Below are 20542 nucleotides of genomic sequence, written 5' to 3'. Positions count from 1 at the left end.
GATACCGTGGGGTGGCGCTTTTCGCCACCTCGCGGCACAGTCGGGCGATGAGGAGCGGGCACCAGTGGCGGGGTCGGTGACCAGGATCGTGATCGTCGGCGGCGGGACCGCGGGCTGGCTCGCCGCCGCGCGCCTCGCCGCCGCCGTCGAACCCGGCCGCGTGCAGGTGACGCTGATCGAGGCGCCCGACATCCCGACGATCGGCGTGGGCGAGGGCACCTGGCCGACGATGCGCTGCACCCTGTCCCGCATCGGCATATCCGAGACAGAATTCCTGTCGGCCTGCGACGCCAGCTTCAAGCAGGGCTCGCGCTTCTTCGGCTGGCGCGACGGGCGCGATGCCTATCATCACCCCTTCACCCCGCCGGTGGAGGGATCGGCGGCGGCGCTGGTCGCGGGCTGGGGCGGGGCGGGAGCGTTCGCAGATGCCGTCTGCGCGCAGCCTGCGGTCGCGGAACGCGGCCTCGCTCCGCGCCAGCCGGCGATGCCCGACTATGCCGGGGCACTCAACTACGCCTATCACCTCGACGCGGGGAAGTTCGCCGCGCTGCTCCGCGCCCACGCGACCGAGCGGCTGGGCGTTGCCCACATCGCCGATCATGTCGAGAGCGTGGTGCCGGGCGAGGGCGGCACGATCGCCGCCGTCGCGACGCGCGCCAACGGCGAGGTCGCGGGCGACCTGTTCATCGACTGCACCGGTCATGCCGCGCTCTTGTTAGGCGGGTATTGCAGGGTGCCGTTCGTCGATCGGTCGGACGCTCTGTTCAACGACCGGGCGCTGGCGGTGCAGGTGCCGGTGGCGCCGGGATCGACGATCGCCGCCGTCACCGACGCGACTGCGCATGAAGCGGGCTGGATCTGGGATATCGGCCTGCCGACGCGGCGCGGGATCGGCTGCGTCTATGCCTCGGCGCATATGGACGACGATCGGGCGGCAGCGGTGCTGACCGACTATCTCCGCCGAAGCGCGCCCGATTGCGATCCGCGGGCGATTTCGTTCCGCAAGCTTCAGTTCCGGTCGGGGCATCGCGAGCGCTTTTGGGCGGGCAATTGCCTCGCCATCGGGCTCTCGGCCGGCTTCCTCGAACCGCTCGAGGCGTCGGCGATCGTTCTCATCGAGCTGTCGCTCGACGCGCTGGTCGAGGATTTCCCCGCCGACCCCGGTGCAATGGCGGGCGCGGCCGGGCGGTTCAACGCGCGATTCAGGCAGCGCTGGGACCGGATCGTCGCCTTCCTCAAGCTCCATTACGTACTGAGCGAGCGTGACGAGCCCTATTGGCAGGCGCATCGCGACCCCGCGACGATCCCGGCGGAGCTGGGCGTGATGCTCGATCGCTGGCGTCACCGTGCGCCGATGCCGAGCGACTTTGACGCGGTGGACGAGCTGTTCCCCGCCGCCAGCCACCAGTATGTCCTCTATGGGATGGGCGCGCCCATGCCGCCGCCGCCGGCCATGCGGATCGAGGATGCCGCCCCGGTCGCCGATCGGATGGGGCAGCTGCGCCAGCGCGCGCGGGCGCTGGCGGCGAGCCTGCCGACCAATCGCACCTATCTCGACACGCTGGCGGCGCGGCCGCTTCTGAAGGAAGCACGCTGATGGCCAACCATGCAATCCTCGACCCCGAACGCCACCGCGACCTGCGTGTCGCGGCCGGATACGGCGCGGGCTTTGGCGATGCGCTGATGAGCGCGATTGTCGTGCCGGACGAGTTCAGGAGGGTGCAGAACGACTATCCGATCCTGTTTCGCCTCGACCTTGAGGCCGATCGCTTCGACGCCCTCGCGCTGTTCGGGTTCGAGGCGGGCGAGAACCTGTATCTCTACGGCGACCGATGGGACGCGGGCGCATTGCCGCTATCGATCGAGATCCGGCCCTTCCTGATCGGTCGCACGCCGCAGGGGCAGGGCCAGGTGCATCTCGACCTCGACAGCCCGCGCATCGACCCGATGGGCGTGCGCGTGTTCGACGAGGAGGGCGCGCCGACCCCCTATCTGGAGGCGGTGATCGAGAAGCTGCGCGCGCTCGACACCGGCCATCACCGATCGGGCGACTTCTTTGCGGCGCTCAAGCGCCACGACCTGCTCGAGCCGCTGACGCTCGACGTGACGCTGGCGGACGGGGCGCGCCACCGGCTGATCGGCTATCACGTCATCGATGAGGCGAAGCTGCAGGCGCTGGACGACGCCAGCGTCGCCGAGCTGCACCGGGAGGGGCATCTGATGCCGATCTTCATGGCGCTCGCCTCGCTCACCAACCTCTCCGGTCTGATCGCGCGCAAGAACCGGCGGCAGGGCCATGGCTGAGGCCGATCCGGGCATCTTCGCGGCCCTTCCGGCGGTGCGCGAGGTCGAGGCGCGCGACGCGCAGACGCTCGACCGGTTGCTCGTCGAGGCCGAGACCCCGTTCGTCATCCGCGGCCTTGTCGGCGACTGGCCGCTCGTTCGGGCGGGGCGGGGTTCGGCCGGGGAAGCGCGGGAGTATCTGCTCGCACACGCGAAGAATCGCGCGTTTCCGGTTTCGGTGGGCGGCGAGAGCGACGGGCGGCTGTTCTACGACGCCGGCATGGCGATGAACTTCCGCATGATGAACGCCGGTCTTGCCGAAATCTTCGCGCGGATCGAGGAAGGCGAAGCCGCGGGCGACGGGCCGGCCATCTATCTCGGCTCGATCGACCTGCACGACTATTTCGACGGGCTGCACGCGGCCAATCATGTCGATCTGGGCGCGCGACAGCCGCTGGCGAGCATCTGGATCGGCACGCGGACGCGTATCGCCGCGCACAACGACGTGCCGCACAATCTCGCCTGCGTAGCCGCCGGTCGCCGCCGCTTCACGCTGTTCCCCCGCGAGCAGTTCGCCAACCTCTATCTCGGGCCGGTCGACAACACCCCCGCCGGCCGCGCGATCAGCATGGCGGACCTCCACGCTCCTGACCCCGACCGTTTCCCGCGTTTCGCCGACGCGCTGGCGAGCGCCACTGTGGCGGAGCTGGAACCGGGCGACGCGATTCACATCCCGGCGCTGTGGTGGCATCATGTCGAGGCGCTCGATCCTTTCAACATCCTCGTCAATTACTGGTGGCGCGAAAGCCCGCGCTGGCTCGGCCACCCACAGGACGCGCTCAACCACGCGCTGCTGGCGATCCGCGACCTGCCTGCGGACGAGAAGGCGCACTGGCGCGCGGTGTTCGATCACTATGTCTTTGGCGACCCCGAAGCGGCGGCGGCGCATATTCCCGAGCGCGCGCGCGGCGTGCTCGATCCGCTGACGCCCGAGACGGCGGGGCGGCTGCGCGCCTATCTCCTCCGGCAGCTGAGCCGATGATGCCGAAGCGCATCGTCGTCGCCGGGGGCGGCACTGCGGGTTGGATGGCCGCCGCCGCGATCGCGCGGACCATGGGCGGCGCGGCGACCGTGACGCTGGTGGAGTCGGAGGCGATCGGCACCGTCGGCGTCGGCGAATCCACCATCCCGCCGCTCGTCACGTACAACCGCCTGCTCGGCATCGACGAGGCGTCGTTCATGCGGGCGACGAACGCCACCTTCAAGCTCGGCATCCTCTTCGACGGGTGGCGCGACGGCCACGACCGCTATTTCCACAGCTTCGGCGTGACGGGGAAGGATCACTGGGCCGCGGGCTTCCAGCATTACTGGCTAAGCGGGCTGGAGCGTGGGCAGCACGCCTCGTACGACGATTATTGCCTCGAACTCGTCGCCGCGTTGCAGGGCCGGTTCGCGCACCTGCCCGACAATGCGCTCAACTATGCGTACCAGCTCGATTCGAACGCCTATGCCCGCTTTCTCCGCTCGATGGCCGAGGGGGATGGCACGATCCGCATCGAAGGGCGGATCCGCGAGGTCGAGCTCGACGGCGAAACCGGCGACATCGTCGCGCTGATCCTCGACGGAGGGCGCCGGATCGAGGGCGACCTGTTCCTCGACTGCACGGGCTTTCGCGCGCTCCTGATCGAAAAGGCGCTGCACGCCGGATACGATGACTGGAGCCACTGGCTGCCCTGCGACAGCGCGATCGCGGTGCAGACCGAGAATGCCGCGCCGCCCGTCCCCTATACCCGCGCGATGGCGCATGATGCGGGTTGGCAGTGGCGAATCCCCCTCCAGCACCGCACCGGCAACGGTATCGTCTGGTGCAGCCGCTATCTGAGCCGAGAGGCGGCGCTCGAGCGGTTGCTAGGCAATGTCGAGGGCCGGGTGCTGACCGAGCCCAATCACCTGTCGTTCCAGACCGGCGCGCGGCGCAAGCAGTGGCATCGCAACTGCATCGCTATCGGCTTGTCGGGCGGGTTCATGGAGCCGCTCGAATCCACGAGCATCCACCTGATCCAGCGGGCGATCCTGCGCCTAATCCGGATGCTGCCGCTTGGCCCCGTCAATCCCAGCGACGTGGCTGAGTTCAACGACCAGCAGCTGACCGACATGGTGCAGATCCGCGACTTCCTGATCCTCCACTACAAGGCGACCGACAGGCGCGATTCGCCCTTCTGGCGACAGGCGGCGGCGATGGACGTGCCGGAAACGCTCGCCCAGAAGATCGCGCTGTTCCGCGAGACGGGCCGTGTCTTTCGTCGGAACGAGGAGCTGTTCGCCGAAAACAGCTGGGTGCAGGTGATGCTCGGGCAGGGGATCGTGCCGCAATCCTGGCACCCGATCGCCGCGAAGCTCAGCGACGACGAACTCGCCCGGTTTCTCGGGGGCTTGCGCGAGCAGGTGGCACGGACGGTGGCGACGCTACCGTCGCACGCGGCTTATGTCGCGCGCTATTGCGGGGCGGCCGTGCCCGCCGAAAGGGCGGCCTGACCTCCATGGCAAGACGCCGCCAGGCGGTAACGATCAAGCATGTCGCGGCTGATGCCGGGGTATCGCTCCAGACCGTCAGCCGCGTCATCAACAAGGAAGCCAGCGTCCGGCCCGAAATGGCCGAGCGCGTGCAGGCCTCGATCGACAAGCTCGGCTACGTGCCCTCCATCGCGGCGCAGCGGATGGGCGGATCGCGCAGTTACCTGATCCTCGCGCTCAACGATCGCGAGCGGACGATCGCCGATTGGCGCGAGCGGCAGGGCACCGACTGGGTCGATCAGATGATGCTGGGCGGTATGGTGAAGGCGGCCGAGCACGGCTATCGCCTGATTGTCGAGCTGGTCGACACGCATAGCGACCATATCGAGCGCGAGTTGTCGGCGGCGCTGGCTGCCCTACGCCCCGACGGCGTGATCCTGACCCCGCCGCATTCGGAAAATTCCCTGATCCTGAAGCTCCTCGAGGCGCAGCATGTCAGCGTCGCGCGGATCGGGACGCTGCGCGACGGATATGGCTTTGCCCTCACGATGGATGACGAGCGGGCGGCGCGGCTGGCCACCGAGCATCTGGCGGACCTCGGCCATGCGCGGATCGGCTTCATCGCCGGGCCGGAAGCCTATGAGCTTAGCGGATGGCGGATCGAGGGCTGGCGACAGGCGATGGCGGCGGCGAGGCTGGCGACCGAGGAGCTGATGGCGCGCGGCGACTTTGGCTACGAATCCGGGTTGGCGGCCACCGAAGCGCTACTGGATGCCGGCGCGACGGCGGTCGTTGCCAGCAACGACCGGATGGCGCTGGCGGTGTTGGCGGTTGCGCGCGCGCGGGGCCTATCGGTGCCGAACGACCTGTCGCTCATCAGCTTCGACGATACGCCCATCGTCCGCTTCACCCACCCGCCGCTGACCGCGGTGGTGCAGCCGATTGCCGAGGTAACCGCGCGCGCGGTCGAGCGCATCATTGCCGAGCAGGCGGGCGGCGACTTCGACCCGGCGCCCGAGGTGGTCCCGGCCGGCCTGACCGTCCGCGCTTCAACCGCGCCACCCCCCCAATAAGAAGCCCGGCGGTCCAACCCGCCGGGCCAGGGATTGCCTGAGAGCTCTGGGCACGTCAGCGATTATAACGCCGGTTGAAGAGATCAAAAAAAGACCGGTGTTTCGGCCCGAAGCTGCGCTACTCAGAGCGCGTTGGCGACATCGTTCTCAAGCGGCGCGGCTTCGTTCAGGTCGGCAGCGTCGTCGACGAAGCCGATGGCATTGAAGTCGCCCGTATCGTTGCCGAGGCCGGTTTCGTCGACCGCGTCGGTGGCGTTGAGATCGGCGATCTGCTCGACATTGGCGACTTCGCTGTTGCCGGTATTGGTGCCGCCGCATGCGGCGAGCGCCATCGACGACAGGATGATGGCGGCGAGAACGGTCTTCTTCATGGCGTCTCCTTTGCGCTCGGCGGGCGAACGCACCCTCTCCGTCAGCAGGGCTGCGTATCGCCGTTTGTCGATCAAGCCGATTTGGGTTGCGCTGAGCCTAGCTTGCCCTCGGCGTTCGGCCCGCAGTCGGGAACGGACGGCGTTGCCCAGCACCGCGAGCTTCCGCGTTCGCGCGCAGCGGTTGAAGCCCGGATGCGATCCCAACTATGGGGGCGGGCAGATGACCCAGTTGATCCCCGACCGCCAGCCCCGCCGCCTCGGCCGCAGCGACCTTGTCGTTTCGCCGCTCGCCTGGGGGATGTGGCGACTGGAGGGGAGCGTCGCCGAGGTGCGCGCGCGGATCGATGCCGCGCTGGCCGCGGGGATCACGCTGTTCGACACCGCCGACATCTATGGCTTCGGGTCGCCAATCGGCTTCGGCGGGGCGGAGGCTCTGTTCGGGCGAGCGCTCGCCGAGGACCGGTCGTTGCGCGATTGGATGGTCATCGCGACCAAGGCCGGCATCACCCCGCCGCGCCCCTATGACTCGAGCGCCGCCTATCTGGCCGCGGCATGCGATGCCTCTCTCGTGCGGCTGGGAACCGAGGTCATCGACCTCTACCAGATCCATCGCCGCGATTTCCTGACCCACCCGCAGGAGGTCGCCGCGGCGCTGACGCGGTTGGTCGAGGCGGGGAAGGTCCGCGCGCTCGGCGTCTCGAACCACAGCCCGGCCGAGTTGTCGGCGCTCCAGCGGTTCCTTGGGCACCCGATCGTCTCGACCCAGCCGGAGTTTTCGCCGTTGCGCGTCGCGCCGCTCTATGACGGCACGCTCGATCAGGCGATGGCGGAGGAGATCGCGGTGCTCGCCTGGTCGCCGCTCGGCGGCGGGCGGCTAACCGATTCCTCGCATCCCGCCGCCAGGCTCCTCGCCGAACAGGGCTCGGCCTACGGTGCCGACGCGGTGGCGGCGGCACTCAGCTGGGCAATGGTGCATCCCGCTCGCATCATCCCGATCGTCGGCTCTCAGAACCCGGTGCGCATCCGCGCCGCCGCCGATGCGCTGCGCATCGAATGGACGCGCGACCAATGGTATGCGGTGATGCAGGCGGGCACCGGGGAAGCGCTACCATGAGCGCGCTGCCCCCTTGCGAAATCGGCTAATTCTCAGCGCTGCGGGGCGAGGATGCGAGTTCCCCGGCGTCACCGGTCCCACGTCGCAATCGAGTTGTGAGCATCGTCGTGATCTCGTCCTTGAGATCGAGAGCGGCGGGTTCGACAATATCGTGCGTCCGTCGGGCCATATGGCGGGAGCGAAAAGCTAGCCGTCGCCCGGCGACCAAGCCCTGAACGCCGCACGGATGGGGAGGCGTGTCCGCTCACGCTCGCGCTAGGCGGATCGATAGTAGGGCTGATCGAGCGGGTGGAATTCTGACGCCCTCGATTGCTTCACCGCGTTCGCAATGACGTGGGCGGCGTCATCCCGATAATTCCTCGAGCAGCGCCTCGATCCGATCGAGGCGCGCGCCCGCATTCTCGATGCGCTCGGAGAGGATCAGGCGGTCGCCCCTGGCCGTCAGCCCGCTCGTGTCGCCCGCAAAGTCGCGGCGCGGGGTGAGGGCGATCGCGGCGGGGCCGGCGTCGATCCGCGCGATCTGTGCCTCGCGGGCCGCGATCCGGAGCCCGGCGAGGCGGAGGAGCAGCTCAGCCTCGGCGGGCAGCGCGCCGAAGCGGTCCTCGATCTCCTCGGCAAAGGCGGCGAGTGCGTCGGCATCCTCGATCCGGGCGAGCCGGCAGTAGAGCGTGACGCGCAGCTCCTCGTCGGGCAGCCAATCCTCGGGCAACCGGCCCGTCAGTCCCAGGTGCAACTCGGGCGTCCAGCGCTCGACCGTTTCCCCTCGAGCCGTCCGCAGCGCCGCCTCCAGCAGGTGCTGGTAAAGATCGACGCCGATGAGCTTCATGTGCCCGGCCTGCGCCTCGCCGATCAGGTCGCCCGCCCCGCGCAGGTCGAGATCGCGGGCGCTGATCGCGAAGCCCGCGCCTAGCCGGTCGAATGCCTCCAGCGTGCGCAGGCGCTTCAGGGTGCGCGGCGCGATCTCGTGTCCGGCGTCGGTCAGCAGCATGACCTGCCCCCGCCGGCTGCCGCGCCCGACCCGCCCGCGCAGCTGATGGAGCTGCGACAGGCCGAAGCGGTCGGCGCGCCAGATCACCATCGTGTTGGCGCGCGGCACGTCGAGCCCCGCCTCGATGATGTTGGTCGCGAGCAGCACGTCGCCATCGCCGCGCCCGAACGCCACCATTGCCTCGTCGATCTCGGCGGCGGGCATCTTCCCGTGCGCCTGGAGGATGTCGAGTTCGGGGACCAGCCGCGCGAGCGTCTCGGCCAGCGGCGTCATGTCCTCGATCCGCGGCACGACGACGAAGCTCTGCCCTCCGCGACTGCGCTCGCGAAGGAGTGCGGTGCGGACGGTGTCGGCGACGAACGGGCCGACCGAGGTGCGGATCGGCTGGCGACGCGCCGGCGGGGTGGTGATGACCGACAGCTGCTGCAGGCCCACGAGTGCGCTTTGAAGGGTGCGTGGGATCGGCGTGGCGGAGAGGGCGAGGACATGGCCGGCCCCAAGGTCGCGCATCCGTGCCTTGTCAGCGGTGCCGAAGCGCTGTTCCTCGTCGATGATGACGAGCGCGAGGTTCCGGTAGGCCACTCCCTTGCCCGCGACCGCACCCGTGCCGACCACCACCCCGATCCACCCGTCGGCAAGGCCGGCTTTAACCCGCTTCTTCTCGGCCGCGCTCGACAGACGCGAGAGGCCGGCGACCTCGATCCCCGTGCCCTCGAACCGGCGCGTGAAGCTGTCGAGATGCTGGCGCGCGAGCACCGTCGTCGGCGCGGCGATCGCAACCTGATGCCCCGCCAGCGCGGCAAGCGCGGCGGCGCGCAGCGCCACCTCGGTCTTCCCGTAACCCACGTCGCCGACCACCAGCCGGTCCATCGGCTTGCCCGCGGCGAGGTCGTCACGTTCCGCGGCGATGGCGCGCGCCTGATCGGCGGTTTCGGCAAACGGGAAGCCGGCGGCGAAACGCTCATAAGCGTCGCTCGGCGGGTCGAGGACGGGGGCTGCGCGGGCGGCACGCTCGGCGGCGATCCGGGTCAGCTCACGCGCGCTCTCCGCGATCGCGGCATCGATCGCGCCGCGTCGTTTCTGCCAGCTGGCGCCGTCAAGCCTGTCGAGCGTGACCGCATCAGCCTCCGCGCCATAGCGCCACAGCCGGTCCGCTTCGGCGACGGGGACCAGCCGCGTGCCGCCATCAGCATAAGACAGTGCGATGGCGTCACCGTCGTCGGGCATCGCCGCCAGTCCCTGGACGACGGCGAGGCCGTGATCCTCGTGCACGACGACATCGCCAATGGCGATCTCGCCGAGGGTGAAGGGTGCCGGGTCGGTCGCGCTGGATCCCGCGGCATCAAGCTGCGCGCGGCTGCCGAGCAGGTCGGCGGCGGCGACGGCGAGGAGGCGGTCGTCCTCGAACCCGCGATCGATTGGCATCGCGAGCGACAGAAGGCTGCCCTTCTTCGCCTTCTCTACTGCCGCCCAGCTTTCGACGCGCTCCACGTCGCGTTTCAGCCCTTTTGCCACGCGGCGTGAGATGAAGCGCAGGTCGCGCTCGCTGCCGAGAAGGACGACGCGCTTGCCCGCGTCGATCGCGGCGCGTGCCGCATCGGCGAACGCCTTCATGGGGCGCTTGGCCTCGACGAAGCGCGGGGCCGGCGTAGCGGCAATCTCGAGCGAGGGGCGGTCGTGGCGGCCGACCGCCTTGGCCCAGACCGCCTCGCCCGCGACGTCGCGGATCGCGCGCTTGCCGCGGCGGCGCTGCGCATCGCCGGCGAGCGACAGGAAGCGGCGGCGGCGCTGCTCGGCATCCGCGGGCACGATCACAGCGGCACCGGGCAGATGCTCGATTAAAGGCACGCCGCTGCCGCCGAGCTCGGGCTCGCTCACCCGGCCGAGCTCGCGCGCCTCGCACTCGCCGGTCGTGCGCTGGTCGGCGGGGTCGTAGAGGCGGATGGCCGTGACCACACCCTCGGCCGCATCGATGCGCAGCGGCGCGGTGGCGTCGGCGGGATAGACATCGAGCACCGCGCCCCGCAGCGCCACCTCGCCGGGTTCGTCCACCCGCTCGTCGACGACATAGCCGATCGACTGGAGGTCGGCGTACAGCGCAGCCAGATCGACCGGCGATCCCTTCTCGACGCGCGGCGGCGCGGTGTCGAAGGCGGCTGGCGGCGGATAGAGGCGGCCCAGCGCCTCGCCCGTGGTGACGAAGGCGATGCGCGGGCGCCGCTTTAGCGACAGGAGCCGCCGCACCTCGCGCAGGGCCGACACGCGCTGGCCGACATTGGCGGGCGAAGCGGGAGCATCGTCGCCGGGAAGCGCGTCGCTGCCGGGGCAGAAGACCACCGCCGCATCGGGTACTGCAGCGCGCAATGCGGCGGCCAGCGCGGCAGCGCGCGGCTCGTCAGGGGCGGCATGGAACAGGTCGCCGTTGGTCAGCGCGCGGGCAAGGGCGATTGCGATGGAGGCGGTGCCTGCCGACGCCGTCGGATCGATCGCCTCGGCAGCCATGGCCATGTTTGTCGGAACCCCCGTCGATGGACGCCGCACGCCGGAACGGGCGCGGGCGAGACAGGCATTACCCGCACAAGCCGCTGAAGTTCCTCGACCTATTCAGAGGAAGGCGGCGCTCGACCGGTCGGTTATTTCCAGCCCCGCTCGATCGCCGCGGCCTCGCCCGCGCGGTCGAGCGGTTCACCGGCCATCATCTCCTGCGCCTCGGCCAGCAGCGCGGCGTCGGCCGAGCCCGCCTGGCGATAGGCGCCCGCCTCGGCATGGCCCGAGGCGGTGCGCGGCAGCGTCCAGCCGTCGCCCTCGCGGCAGGCGATGCCGCTGGTCGCGCTGCCGGCGAACACGCGGCAATAGCGATTATCCTGCGCGCGGAAGCTGGCGAGCATGCGGATGCCGCCCGCTGCGCCTTCGCTCCCCGGCTGCGTATCGAGCGCGCGCGCCAGCTCGCCGCGCGCCACCAGCCCCGACGGCCCAGCCGCGACCGGTCCGCCGGGCGACAGGCCCTGGCCGACCGCGAGGCCGAGCACGAGGCTCGCCGCCACCGCGCCAATCCAGCCCGCCGGCAGGCGGCGCTTCGCCGGTCGCGGCAGCGCGACGACATTGGAGGCGAGCGGCGCGGCGATGCGAGGCGGCACCGGCTCTGCTTCGATCGGCGCGAAGGCGGCGGCGATCCGGGCGCGGAGCGCGCGCTGCGCCTCGACCTCTGCGGCGAGCGCGGGGTCGGCGGCGATCGCCTTTTCCACCCGGCGCGCCGTCAGCGGATCGCACTCGCCGTCGGCATAGGCCATCAGCGTTTCCCGATCGATCGTCATGCCGCTTCTTCCAGTTTCGCCATCAGCGCCGCCCGGCCGCGCCCCAGGCGCGAGGTGAGGGTTCCCATCGGAATGTCGAGCACCGCCGCCGCCTCCTTGTAGGCCAGCCCCTCGACCAGCACGAGCGCCACCGCCTCGCGCTGGTCGTCGGGCAGCGTGTCCATCGCCCGGCCGACGCGGGCGAGTTCGGCCCGCGCCTCCATCGCGCGGTCACCCGCGTCGCCGACATGCGCGCCGTCTTCCTCGGGCACGAAGGTCTGTGCGGCGCGGCGGCGCGCGCGAGCGGTGTCGATCCAGGCATTTCGCATGATGCGGTACATCCAGCTGTCCAGTCGCGTTCCCGGCACGAAGCTGTCGCGTGCGACGAGCGCGCGTTCGACCGCCGCCTGCGCGAGGTCGTCGGCATCCGCCGCGTCGCGCGCCAGTGCCCGCGCGAACCGGCGCAGGCGCGGGAGCAGGGCAGTGAGGTCGCGCTCGAAACTCAACGGGGCTCCTACGGTCGGGTGCTTGGGGACGAAACGGATGCCGCGGCGCGTTTCATCCCGTGACAGCGCCTTCCGGTGCGTCAAGAAGAGAAAAAATGAAGCGAACCGCCCTTGTCCTGGCCCTGATCGCCGCCGCGCCCGCCGGCGCGCAGCTGCTGCCCGCGCTGCCGCCGCAGATCGGCGCGCTGTCCGAGCGCGTGCTCGGTACCGTCGACCGTGTCGTCGATACCGCGCCCGAGACGCTCGCGCAGGTGCGGCTCGACCGCATCGCCGATCTCGTCCGGTCGAGCCGCGGCGCTGTCGTTCGCGACGATCGCGGCGACGCGGCGCGCGCGGGCGAGGTGGTGCTGACCGATCCCGGCGAGGCTGTGCTCGCAGCGCTCCAGCGCGACGGCTTCCGCCTGATCGAACGGACCGAGGTCGAGGGGCTGGGCGTCGGCTATGCCCGGCTCGCGGTGCCCGTCGGCGTTCGCCTGGATCGCGCACTCGCCCGCGCGCGGCGCATCGCGCCCGAGGTGGCCGCCGACGTGATCCATTTCGAGAGCGGCGATGCGGCGGCACCGGCCGGCGCTGCGCCGGTCACGTCTGCAGCCGCGGGGCCGGTCGTCGGCATGATCGACGGCGGGGTCGCCGATCCCGACGTCCGGCAACAAGGCTTCGCCGCGGGGGCGCCGCGCGCGAGTGACCATGGCAGCGCCGTCGCCTGGCTGATCGGTCGCGGTGCGCCGGGTGCGCGGGTGGTCGCCGCCGATGTCTATGGCCGCGATCCGGCGGGCGGCGGCGCGGTCGCGATCGCGCGCGCGATCGGCTGGCTGGCGAAGGGCGGCGTCGGCACCGTTTCGATCAGCCTGGTCGGCCCGCCCAACCCGCTGCTCGCGCGCGTGGTCGCCGCGGCGCAGAGGCGGGGGATGACGATCGTCGCCGCGGTCGGCAATGACGGCCCCGCCGCGCCGCCCGCCTATCCCGCTTCCTATCCCGGCGTGATCGCCGTCACCGGCGTCGATGCGCGCGGGCGCGTGCTGATCGAGGCGGGGCGCGCTGCGCATCTCGACTATGCCGCCCCTGCCGCCGGCTTCAGAGCGCCCAATGCGCGGGGCCGTATGCGCGTGGTTCGCGGCACCTCCTTTGCCGCGCCGCTCGTCGCCGCGCGCCTCGCCGCGATCGGCCGTGCGCGCGTCGATGTCGAGGCGGTAAAGGGCCGCGGCTATGGGCGAGGCCTCGTCTGCGGCGCCTGCGTCACGCGACGATAAAAAAGTCTTCCGCCCGGGATGAAGTGCGCAGGGGCCGCCGTTCTCGTGTCAGAACCGATAAGGAGACACGACATGCGATCCATCCTGTTCACCACCGCTGCCCTCGCGCTGACGATCGCGGCGACCCCGGCCTCGGCCCAGCTGCTTGGCGGTGGCGGCGGCGGGCTCGGCGGCGGCTTGGGCGGCAGCCTGGGCGGTACGCTCGGCGGCGGCCTTGGCGGCACGCTCCGTTCGCCCGGCACCATGGCCGAGAGCACCCTTCGGCGCAGCGGCCGCGGCGAGGTCCGCACCGAGCGTCAGGTCGATCGCCGCAGTGGCCGTGTTCGCGCCGGCGGCAGCGCTTCGGGCGAGAGCGGCACGCTCCTGAACGGCCGCTCGGCGATCGGCAGCGGCAGCGCCGAAACGCGCGGGTCGGGCAGCGGCTCGGGTGCGGTCGATGCGCAGCTGATCGGCACCGACGCGGTCCGCTCGACGACGCAGGGTGCGGTCGGCGAGGCGCGGTCGCTCGCCGGGCGCGGGCGCGAGGCGCTGGGCGGCGCGCCCGATGCGGTCGGCTCGACCGCGGGCAGCGCCGCCGGCAATGCCATGGGCAGCGCATCAGGTTCGGGCAGCGGCAGCGTCGGGAACGGCATGCTCGCGCTGGCGGGCAGCAGTGCGGCGCAGGGTGCGGGCACGTTCGACGTGCAGCCCGGCATGCGCGTCGTGGACGCCAAGGGCCGCGCGATCGGCACGGTGCGCGACCTGCGCAGCGAAGCCGATGGCCGCGTGCGCGAAGTGCTGGTCCAGGTCGGCGACCGGACCGCGACCCTTCCTGCGGCCAACTTCTCGGGTCAGGGTTCGGGGGAGGGCAATGTCCTCGTCTCGTCGATGAAGCGCAGCGATGTGAAGCGCGAATCCGCCGAGTAAGGCCTGCGGAAACCGGTCGCACCCCCACCCGGCGGCCGGGTTCCCGTTGGCCTCGAGCTTGGTCCGGCATCCCCGGACCAGGCGCGATGCCGGCCCGCTCCCCCCTCTCTCCCCAACTCGGACAGCTGGCGGACGGGAAGGGGAAGCGGGCCGGTATCGCTAGATGCGCACGTAGCGGAAGTACCAGACCTCATGCCCCTTGCGGCGGGCTTTCCGCTCGTAGCGTGTCTCGGGCCAGTCGGCGGGGCGGGTGAGGAAGTCGGCGGCGCTTGCCACCTGCCACGCGAAGTCGCGGCGCTGGTTCATCACCATCATCGACCAGCGGCAATAGGTCGGGTCGTCGGTGCCCAGGCGGAACTCGGCGCCGGCCTTCAGCTTGGCGGCGATCAGGTCAAGTGGGCCGTGATTGACCATCCGGCGCTTGGCATGGCGCGCCTTCGGCCAGGGATCGGGGTGAAGGAGATAGAGGCGCGACAGGCTCTCGTCGGGCAGCCGCTCGAGCACCTGCAGCGCGTCGCCCATGTGCAGGCGGACATTGCCGAGGTCGCCATCGCGAATATGGCCCAGCGCGCTGACGACGCCGTTAAGGAAGGGTTCGCAGCCGATGAAGCCGGTGTCCGGCCGCGCCGCCGCCTGCGCCGCCAGATGCTCACCCCCGCCGAAGCCGATCTCGAACTCGAGCGGCCGCTCGTCGCCGAACAGGCGCAGGGCATCGAGCGGGCCGTCCTCGGGCACCGATATCCGCGGCAGCAATTCCTCGACGAGCGCCGCCTGGCCGGCGCGCAGCTTGTGCCCCTGGCGGCGGCCATAGAGGCGGCGGATGGTCGCGGGATCGTTCATGGCGGGCGGCGTTAGGCGCTTGGGGGCGGCGCTGTCGAGGGGCTTGATCGACCCGCGGCATCGGCTATTGGCGCTTGCGTCGGCCGCGCGACCGAGTCGCCACCGTCATCCCCGCTATCCACGTTATTCACAGGCTGGGCGCCGCATTTGGCGCTTCGGGCGACTCGGAACCCGTGACACACTTCGCCTGTAGCCGGGACGAGGCGGTACGGGAAATCGAAGCAAATCGAAGCGGTTATGCAGGATCGGGCGGCGGCGCAGGTGCCTTCACTGGAAACCGCGCAGGCGCCGGAGACTGGGATCGAAGGAAAGCGGCGAGGACGACGCGTGGCTCCGGCCAGGCAGCGATCGAGCAGGCAGAACGACGATCAAACGATGCGGATGAAGCGCCGTCTTCGGACAGAGCGGAAACCGGATCGGCCAAGGGCGACAGGTCACGCGGAAGCGCTTCCCATGGAAGCGGCGAAGCGAGCCCGAAGCCGGCGGCAAACGCGCCGGGATGCGCAAGCAGACCGACGTGAGGCCATCGAGGCCGGATCGCGACACCGCCCCTCGCCGAAAGGTGACCGGCAGGCACGCGGTTCCGGCCCCGATGACCGGACCCCGGCGAGCGCGGACCCGAGAAGGGCGAGGCGAGCCGGGTGAGGGGGCTGGCGGTGACGCCGGCCCCTTTTCCGCGTCCGTTTTTTGATGGCGCGCCCCTTCCATCCGCCGCTCGCACCCCGACATAGCCGCCGCACTCAGACGCGGAGGCTTTTCATGAAGACCAGCGGCAACACCATCCTCATCACCGGCGGCGGCTCGGGCATCGGAGCCGCGCTAGCGCATCGCTTCGCTGCGCGGGGCGACACCGTCATCATCGCCGGCCGGCGACAGGCCGCGCTCGACGAAGTGGCTGCGGGCCACGAGAACCTCCACGCGCTGACGCTCGACATCGACGATGCCGCCGCGATCAAAGCCTTTGCGGCCGAGGTCGTCGAGAGGTTCCCGGCGCTCAACGTCGTCATGCACAATGCCGGCATCATGCGGTTCGAGGCGCTGGAAGGTGCGCGCGACCTGTCCGATGCCGAGGCGACGATCACGACCAACCTGCTCGGCCCGATCCGCCTGACCGACGCGCTGATCGAGCATCTGAAGGGCCAGGCCGATGCGGCGATTGTGACCGTGACCTCGGGCCTCGCCTTCGTCCCGCTCGTCGCCGCGCCCACCTATTCTGCGACCAAGGCGGCGCTCCACAGCTACACCGTGAGCTTGCGCGAGGCGCTGGCGGGTGCGGTCGAGGTGATCGAGATCGCCCCCCCGGGCGTGCGCACCGACCTGACGCCGGGGCAGGCCGACCGCACCGGCTATCTCGGCCTTGACGACTTCGCCGACGAGGTGCTGGCGTTGATCTCGCGGCAGCCCACCCCGCCTGAAATCCTCGTCGAGCGCGTCCGCGACTTCCGCCACGCCGAGGCCGACGGCAAGTTCGCCGAGCGCTTCAAGGGGCTGAACGACTTCGCCCGCGCCGAGCGCAAGAAGGCGGACAAGGCGAAGGCGGACGCCTGACCTTCCGCCACCCCTCAGACCTTATTTGAAGCCGACCAACCGTCTCCGGACTTGATTCGGGGTCCCGCTTCTTGTTTTCAGCGTAGGGCGAGAAGAAGCGCGACCCGGATCGAGTTCCGGGGTGATGCGTCGGTAGTCACCCCCGCAACATTTCTTTGCGCTCGCCAAGTCGATGCGCTTTGCCGCGCTGCACAAGCAATCCTATCTGGCGGCCATGACGACTCCCGCGCCCGATGCCGCCGCCCGATCGACCCGCATCGGCCTGATGCAGGCGACGGGCGCGTATCTGCTCTGGGGTCTGTTGCCGCTCTATTTCATGCCCCTCCGGGGCGTCGATGCGGGGGAGGTGGTCGCCAACCGCGTCGTCTGGTCGCTGGCGCTCCTGTTCGCCGTCGTCGCGGTCACGCGGCGGGGCGCGCGGCTGTGGCTGGCGCTGACGAGCGTCCGAACGCTGCGCCTGCTCGCCGCCAGCGCGGCGATGATCTCGGTCAACTGGCTCGTTTATATCTGGGCGGTCCAGCATCATCATGTGCTGGAGGCGAGTCTCGGTTATTTCCTCAACCCGCTGGTCAACGTCGTGCTCGGTGTCGTCGTGCTGCGCGAGAAGCTGACGCGGCCGCAGCTCGCCGCGGTGATCCTGGCGGGCGCGGGCGTGCTGGTGCTCGCGTCGCAGGCGGCGGAGGGGCTGTGGATCAGCCTCGTCCTCGCGCTGTCGTTCGGCCTCTACGGCCTGATCCGCAAGGTCGCGCCGGTCGAATCGGTCGAGGGGCTGACGGTCGAAACGCTGCTCCTGACGCCGGTCGCGCTTGCTTATATGGCCTGGCTGGCGGCACATGGCGGCCTTGCGCTGACGGCCAGTGACACGCTCGTCACCGTGCTGCTGCTCATCGCCGGGATCGTCACCGCCATCCCGCTCCTGCTCTTTGCGGCGGGCGCGCGGCGTCTCCCTTACTCGGTCATCGGCCTGCTACAGTATCTCGCTCCCTCGATCCAGTTCGTGCTGGCGATCACGCTGTTCGGCGAGGTCGTGACAACCGCGCACCTCGTCTGCTTCGCGCTGATCTGGTCGGGGCTCGCGGTGTTCGTCGTCGGGAGCCTGCGCGCGCGGCGGGTTTGAGTCGCGCGTGGCGCTGGGCTAGGGGCGCGGCATGACGCTCTACGCCCAGTTCGCCGCCCATCTCGACTCGATCCTCGATGCGCTCACGGCCGAGGGGACGCTGCCCACCGGCCTCAACCGCCGCGCCGTCACCGTCGAGCCGCCGCGTGACGCGAGCCACGGCGACCTCGCCACCAACGCCGCGATGGTGCTGGCGAAGCCCGCCGGCACCAACCCGCGCGCGCTGGCCGAGGCGATCGCGGCGAAGCTCGGCGCGCTGGGCGAGGTCTCGTCGGTCGCGGTCGCAGGGCCTAGCTTTATCAACCTGACCCTCCACGAGGATCGCTGGCGCGAGGAGCTGCGCGCGATCCACGCGGCGGGCGACGATTATGGCCGCTCCAATGTCGGCGAGGGCGTGACGGTCAACGTCGAATATGTCTCGGCCAACCCGACGGGTCCCATGCACATGGGCCATTGCCGCGGCGCGGTGGTCGGCGACGCGCTGTCCAGCCTGCTCGAGCATGTCGGCCACAAGGTGGTGCGCGAATATTATGTCAACGACGCGGGCGGGCAGGTCGATGTGCTCGCCCGCTCGGTCCATCTTCGCTATCGCGAGGCGCTGGGCGAAGATGCGGGCGAGGTGCCCGAGGGGCTCTATCCCGGCGATTACCTGATCCCCGTGGGACAGGCGCTCGCCGCTGAATATGGCGACCGCTACGCCGCCGCGCCGGAGGGCGAGTGGCTGGCGCTGTTCCGCACCCGCGCAGTCGCGGCGATGCTGGAGCTCATCAAGGCCGATCTCGCGCTGCTCGGCATCCATCACGACCTGTTCGCGTCGGAAGCCGAGCTTCAGGCCGCGGGCAAGCCCGAGGCGGCAGAGGCTTGGCTGCGCGCCCGCGACCTCGTCTATGACGGCGTGCTCGAAGCGCCCAAGGGCGAATTGCCCGACGATTGGGAGCCGGTCGAGCTCCCGCTGTTCCGCTCGACCCGGTTCGGCGACGATCAGGATCGGCCGATCAAAAAGTCGAACGGGCAATGGACCTATTTCGGCGCCGACGTCGCCTATCACTTCCAGAAGGCGCAATCGGCCGACCAGCTGATCGACATCTGGGGCGCGGACCATGCCGGTACCGTCAAGCGCATCGTCGCCGCAGTCGAGGCGATCACCGAAGGGCGGACGCGCTTCGACGTCAAGCTCATCCAGATGGTCCGCCTGCTACGCGCTGGCGAGCCGGTGAAGATGTCGAAGCGGTCGGGCAATTTCGTGACGCTGGCCGATGTGGTGCGAGAGGTGGGCAAGGACGTCGTCCGCTTTACCATGCTGACCCGCAAGGCCGATGCGCAGATGGACTTCGACTTCGCCAAGGTGGTTGAGGCGTCGAAGGACAACCCCGTCTTCTACGTCCAGTACGCGCACGCCCGCGTCCATTCGCTGCGCCGCCGCGCCGTCGAGGCGGGGATCGCGCCCGCGCTCGGCACGCCCGACCTGTCCCGGCTTGACACGGCCGAGCTGACGCTCGTCAAGCGCCTCGCCCAGTTCCCGCGCGTGATCGAGGGGGCGGCGCAGGCGCGCGAGCCGCACCGGATTGCCTTTTATCTCTATGACTTGGCGGCAGAGTTCCATGCCGCCTGGAATGCCGGCAACGACGATCCGTCGCGCCGGACGGTGATCGCCGGTGACGCGTCCTTAACGCAGGCGCGGCTTTATCTGGCCGACGCGATCGGGCAAATCATCCGATCGGGCCTCGCCATCATGGGTGTCGAGGCAGTCGAGGAGATGAAGTGATGGCGCCTGCCGCCGACGATGCTGCGCTCGCCGAGGAGGATCGGCTGCCCTGGCTGGAGACGGTCGAGGAGCGGTACGAGGAAGGCGCGCCGATGGGCCGGGTGATCCTGCTCGTCGTCCTCGGCCTCGCCATCATCGCCGCGGCGATCGCCGGACTCTACTGGTGGCAGGACCGCGCGCCCTCGACCGGCGGCGGCTCGGGCGAGCTCATCAACGCCGCCGAGGGCGACTATAAGGTCAAGCCCGACGAAGTGGGCGGCATGCAGGTCGCGGGCGAGGGCGACAGCGTGTTCAAGACCAGCGACGGCGGCCAGCCCTCCAATGCCTCGGTCGATCTGAGCGCGGTGCCAGAAGCGCCGCTCGCGACCGGCGCGCGCCCCGCGCCCAAGGCGGCGCCGACGCCGGTAGCGGGCGCCGCGCGCGTGAGCGAGGCGGTGCCCCCGCCGGGCCGCGGCGACGCGCCGGCGGGCAAGGCGGGTGTGCGCCTGCCCCCCGTTGCGACCGGCGGCGCAGGCGGCGCGATCGTCCAGCTCGGATCCTTCCCCACCACCGCGGCGGCCAATGCCGCGTGGAAGCAGCTGTCGGGCCGCTTCGGCTATCTGGCCGGGCTCGGTCAGTCGATCGAGGCGGCCGAGGTCAATGGCCGCACCGTCCAGCGGCTGCGCGTCAACACCGGCAGCAACGCCCAGGCGCGAGAGGTCTGCGGCAAGCTTAAGGTGGCGGGCGAGGCGTGCTTCGTAGTGGCGAACTGAAGGTCGTACGCTCGCGCAAGCTGGGCCGCGTCGAGCCGGGTGCCTAGACCCGTGACGGCGCCCGGCCTCTCACCCCGGCGTGATTTTGTCCGGCCTGCGCGCGAGCAGTCGTCTTCGCTCGTGCCGAGATTTGGGCGCGATCGAACCCGCCTTGTTCGTAGCCGTCACCCCTGGGCTTGTTTCGGTCTCCGTCTCTCAGATCGCGCCGCCACCGCGTAAGGC

At 70.3% G+C, this 20542-nt stretch carries 17 protein-coding genes; 12 read left to right on the top strand and 5 right to left on the bottom strand.

The features are described 5' to 3' along the window. Positions 1–76 precede the first annotated feature (76 nt). The 5 genes from COC42_RS06515 to COC42_RS06495 are packed head-to-tail and all read left to right on the top strand — an operon-like array spanning position 77 to position 5870. Positions 77–1597, top strand: coding sequence for a tryptophan halogenase family protein (locus COC42_RS06515; RefSeq protein ID WP_245843894.1), 1521 nt, complete (start codon positions 77–79; stop codon positions 1595–1597). Then, the gene (locus tag COC42_RS06510) at positions 1597–2304 is read left to right on the top strand and encodes a SapC family protein (protein ID WP_096342361.1); all 708 of its coding nucleotides are present in this window, start codon (positions 1597–1599) and stop codon (positions 2302–2304) included. The genes COC42_RS06515 and COC42_RS06510 overlap by 1 nt, the downstream gene beginning before the upstream one ends. Further along, a complete protein-coding gene (locus tag COC42_RS06505; RefSeq protein WP_096342360.1) occupies positions 2297–3325 on the top strand; it encodes a cupin-like domain-containing protein in 1029 nt (342 codons plus the stop codon). The genes COC42_RS06510 and COC42_RS06505 overlap by 8 nt, the downstream gene beginning before the upstream one ends. Then, complete coding sequence (locus tag COC42_RS06500; RefSeq protein ID WP_425442819.1) at positions 3325–4818, top strand: tryptophan halogenase family protein; 1494 nt, start codon at positions 3325–3327, stop codon at positions 4816–4818. Before COC42_RS06505 ends, COC42_RS06500 begins: the two co-directional genes overlap by 1 nt. Positions 4819–4823: 5 nt before the next feature. Further along, on the top strand, positions 4824–5870 hold the full coding sequence (locus tag COC42_RS06495; protein WP_096343147.1) for a LacI family DNA-binding transcriptional regulator: 1047 nt from the start codon (positions 4824–4826) through the stop codon (positions 5868–5870). A gap of 122 nt (positions 5871–5992) precedes the next feature. Here the strand turns inward: COC42_RS06495 and COC42_RS06490 are convergent, their stop codons facing one another. After that, on the bottom strand, positions 5993–6316 hold the full coding sequence (locus COC42_RS06490; protein WP_141395794.1) for a hypothetical protein: 324 nt from the start codon (positions 6314–6316) through the stop codon (positions 5993–5995). A gap of 145 nt (positions 6317–6461) precedes the next feature. Here COC42_RS06490 and COC42_RS06485 point away from each other — a divergent pair, with 145 nt between their 5' ends. Further along, positions 6462–7355, top strand: coding sequence for an aldo/keto reductase (locus tag COC42_RS06485; protein ID WP_096343146.1), 894 nt, complete (start codon positions 6462–6464; stop codon positions 7353–7355). A gap of 343 nt (positions 7356–7698) precedes the next feature. On the opposite strand, the gene COC42_RS06480 is transcribed toward COC42_RS06485, so the two are convergent. The 3 genes from COC42_RS06480 to COC42_RS06470 all read right to left on the bottom strand — a co-directional run bounded on the left by COC42_RS06480 (position 7699) and on the right by COC42_RS06470 (position 12142). Then, a complete protein-coding gene (locus COC42_RS06480) occupies positions 7699–10851 on the bottom strand; it encodes a helicase-related protein (RefSeq protein ID WP_096342357.1) in 3153 nt (1050 codons plus the stop codon). A gap of 125 nt (positions 10852–10976) precedes the next feature. Continuing rightward, entirely contained in the window at positions 10977–11657 is a 681-nt protein-coding gene (locus COC42_RS06475) for an anti-sigma factor (protein ID WP_096342356.1), read from the bottom strand. Beyond that, positions 11654–12142 (bottom strand): RNA polymerase sigma factor, encoded by a 489-nt coding sequence (locus tag COC42_RS06470; protein WP_096342355.1) that lies wholly within the window; start codon positions 12140–12142, stop codon positions 11654–11656. The genes COC42_RS06475 and COC42_RS06470 overlap by 4 nt, the downstream gene beginning before the upstream one ends. A 95-nt stretch (positions 12143–12237) precedes the next feature. On the opposite strand from COC42_RS06470, the gene COC42_RS06465 reads away from it, so the two are divergent. Both COC42_RS06465 and COC42_RS06455 read left to right on the top strand, forming a co-directional pair. Then, positions 12238–13392: a S8 family serine peptidase gene (locus COC42_RS06465; RefSeq protein ID WP_096342354.1), complete on the top strand. Its 1155-nt coding sequence runs from the start codon at positions 12238–12240 to the stop codon at positions 13390–13392. Between the two features lie 72 nt (positions 13393–13464). Next, positions 13465–14298 (top strand): PRC-barrel domain-containing protein, encoded by an 834-nt coding sequence (locus COC42_RS06455; RefSeq protein ID WP_176484578.1) that lies wholly within the window; start codon positions 13465–13467, stop codon positions 14296–14298. A 159-nt stretch (positions 14299–14457) separates the two neighbouring features. Here the strand turns inward: COC42_RS06455 and trmB are convergent, their stop codons facing one another. Next, positions 14458–15138: a tRNA (guanine(46)-N(7))-methyltransferase TrmB gene (trmB, locus tag COC42_RS06450; protein ID WP_096342351.1), complete on the bottom strand. Its 681-nt coding sequence runs from the start codon at positions 15136–15138 to the stop codon at positions 14458–14460. A 759-nt stretch (positions 15139–15897) separates the two neighbouring features. Here trmB and COC42_RS06445 point away from each other — a divergent pair. From COC42_RS06445 to COC42_RS06430, 4 genes are all read left to right on the top strand, one after another. Continuing rightward, a complete protein-coding gene (locus tag COC42_RS06445; RefSeq protein WP_096342350.1) occupies positions 15898–16686 on the top strand; it encodes an SDR family oxidoreductase in 789 nt (262 codons plus the stop codon). 172 nt (positions 16687–16858) lie between these two features. Beyond that, complete coding sequence (rarD, locus tag COC42_RS06440) at positions 16859–17803, top strand: EamA family transporter RarD (RefSeq protein ID WP_245843893.1); 945 nt, start codon at positions 16859–16861, stop codon at positions 17801–17803. 31 nt (positions 17804–17834) lie between these two features. Then, complete coding sequence (gene argS / locus COC42_RS06435) at positions 17835–19568, top strand: arginine--tRNA ligase (RefSeq protein WP_096342349.1); 1734 nt, start codon at positions 17835–17837, stop codon at positions 19566–19568. Then, positions 19568–20320, top strand: a complete 753-nt coding sequence (locus COC42_RS06430) for an SPOR domain-containing protein (RefSeq protein ID WP_096342348.1) — start codon at positions 19568–19570, stop codon at positions 20318–20320. The genes argS and COC42_RS06430 overlap by 1 nt, the downstream gene beginning before the upstream one ends. The last annotated feature ends 222 nt before the right edge of the window (positions 20321–20542 follow it).

The organism is Sphingomonas spermidinifaciens, from assembly GCF_002351485.1.
Taxonomy (GTDB): Bacteria; Pseudomonadota; Alphaproteobacteria; order Sphingomonadales; family Sphingomonadaceae; genus Sphingomonas; species Sphingomonas spermidinifaciens.
This window is presented reverse-complemented; position numbering and strand designations above follow the sequence as displayed.

What these genes read in the sequence shown, in the direction of transcription:
- COC42_RS06510 (WP_096342361.1), top strand. Translation starts at nt 1,597, where the DNA reads ATGGCCAACCATGCAATCCTCGACCCCGAACGCCACCGCGACCTGCGT.
- COC42_RS06505 (WP_096342360.1), top strand. Translation starts at nt 2,297, where the DNA reads ATGGCTGAGGCCGATCCGGGCATCTTCGCGGCCCTTCCGGCGGTGCGC.
- COC42_RS06500 (WP_425442819.1), top strand. Translation starts at nt 3,325, where the DNA reads ATGCCGAAGCGCATCGTCGTCGCCGGGGGCGGCACTGCGGGTTGGATG.
- COC42_RS06495 (WP_096343147.1), top strand. Translation starts at nt 4,824, where the DNA reads ATGGCAAGACGCCGCCAGGCGGTAACGATCAAGCATGTCGCGGCTGAT.
- COC42_RS06485 (WP_096343146.1), top strand. Translation starts at nt 6,462, where the DNA reads ATGACCCAGTTGATCCCCGACCGCCAGCCCCGCCGCCTCGGCCGCAGC.
- COC42_RS06480 (WP_096342357.1), bottom strand. Translation starts at nt 10,851, where the DNA reads ATGGCCATGGCTGCCGAGGCGATCGATCCGACGGCGTCGGCAGGCACC.
- COC42_RS06475 (WP_096342356.1), bottom strand. Translation starts at nt 11,657, where the DNA reads ATGACGATCGATCGGGAAACGCTGATGGCCTATGCCGACGGCGAGTGC.
- COC42_RS06465 (WP_096342354.1), top strand. Translation starts at nt 12,238, where the DNA reads ATGAAGCGAACCGCCCTTGTCCTGGCCCTGATCGCCGCCGCGCCCGCC.
- COC42_RS06455 (WP_176484578.1), top strand. Translation starts at nt 13,465, where the DNA reads ATGCGATCCATCCTGTTCACCACCGCTGCCCTCGCGCTGACGATCGCG.
- trmB (WP_096342351.1), bottom strand. Translation starts at nt 15,138, where the DNA reads ATGAACGATCCCGCGACCATCCGCCGCCTCTATGGCCGCCGCCAGGGG.
- COC42_RS06445 (WP_096342350.1), top strand. Translation starts at nt 15,898, where the DNA reads ATGAAGACCAGCGGCAACACCATCCTCATCACCGGCGGCGGCTCGGGC.
- rarD (WP_245843893.1), top strand. Translation starts at nt 16,859, where the DNA reads ATGCGCTTTGCCGCGCTGCACAAGCAATCCTATCTGGCGGCCATGACG.
- argS (WP_096342349.1), top strand. Translation starts at nt 17,835, where the DNA reads ATGACGCTCTACGCCCAGTTCGCCGCCCATCTCGACTCGATCCTCGAT.
- COC42_RS06430 (WP_096342348.1), top strand. Translation starts at nt 19,568, where the DNA reads ATGGCGCCTGCCGCCGACGATGCTGCGCTCGCCGAGGAGGATCGGCTG.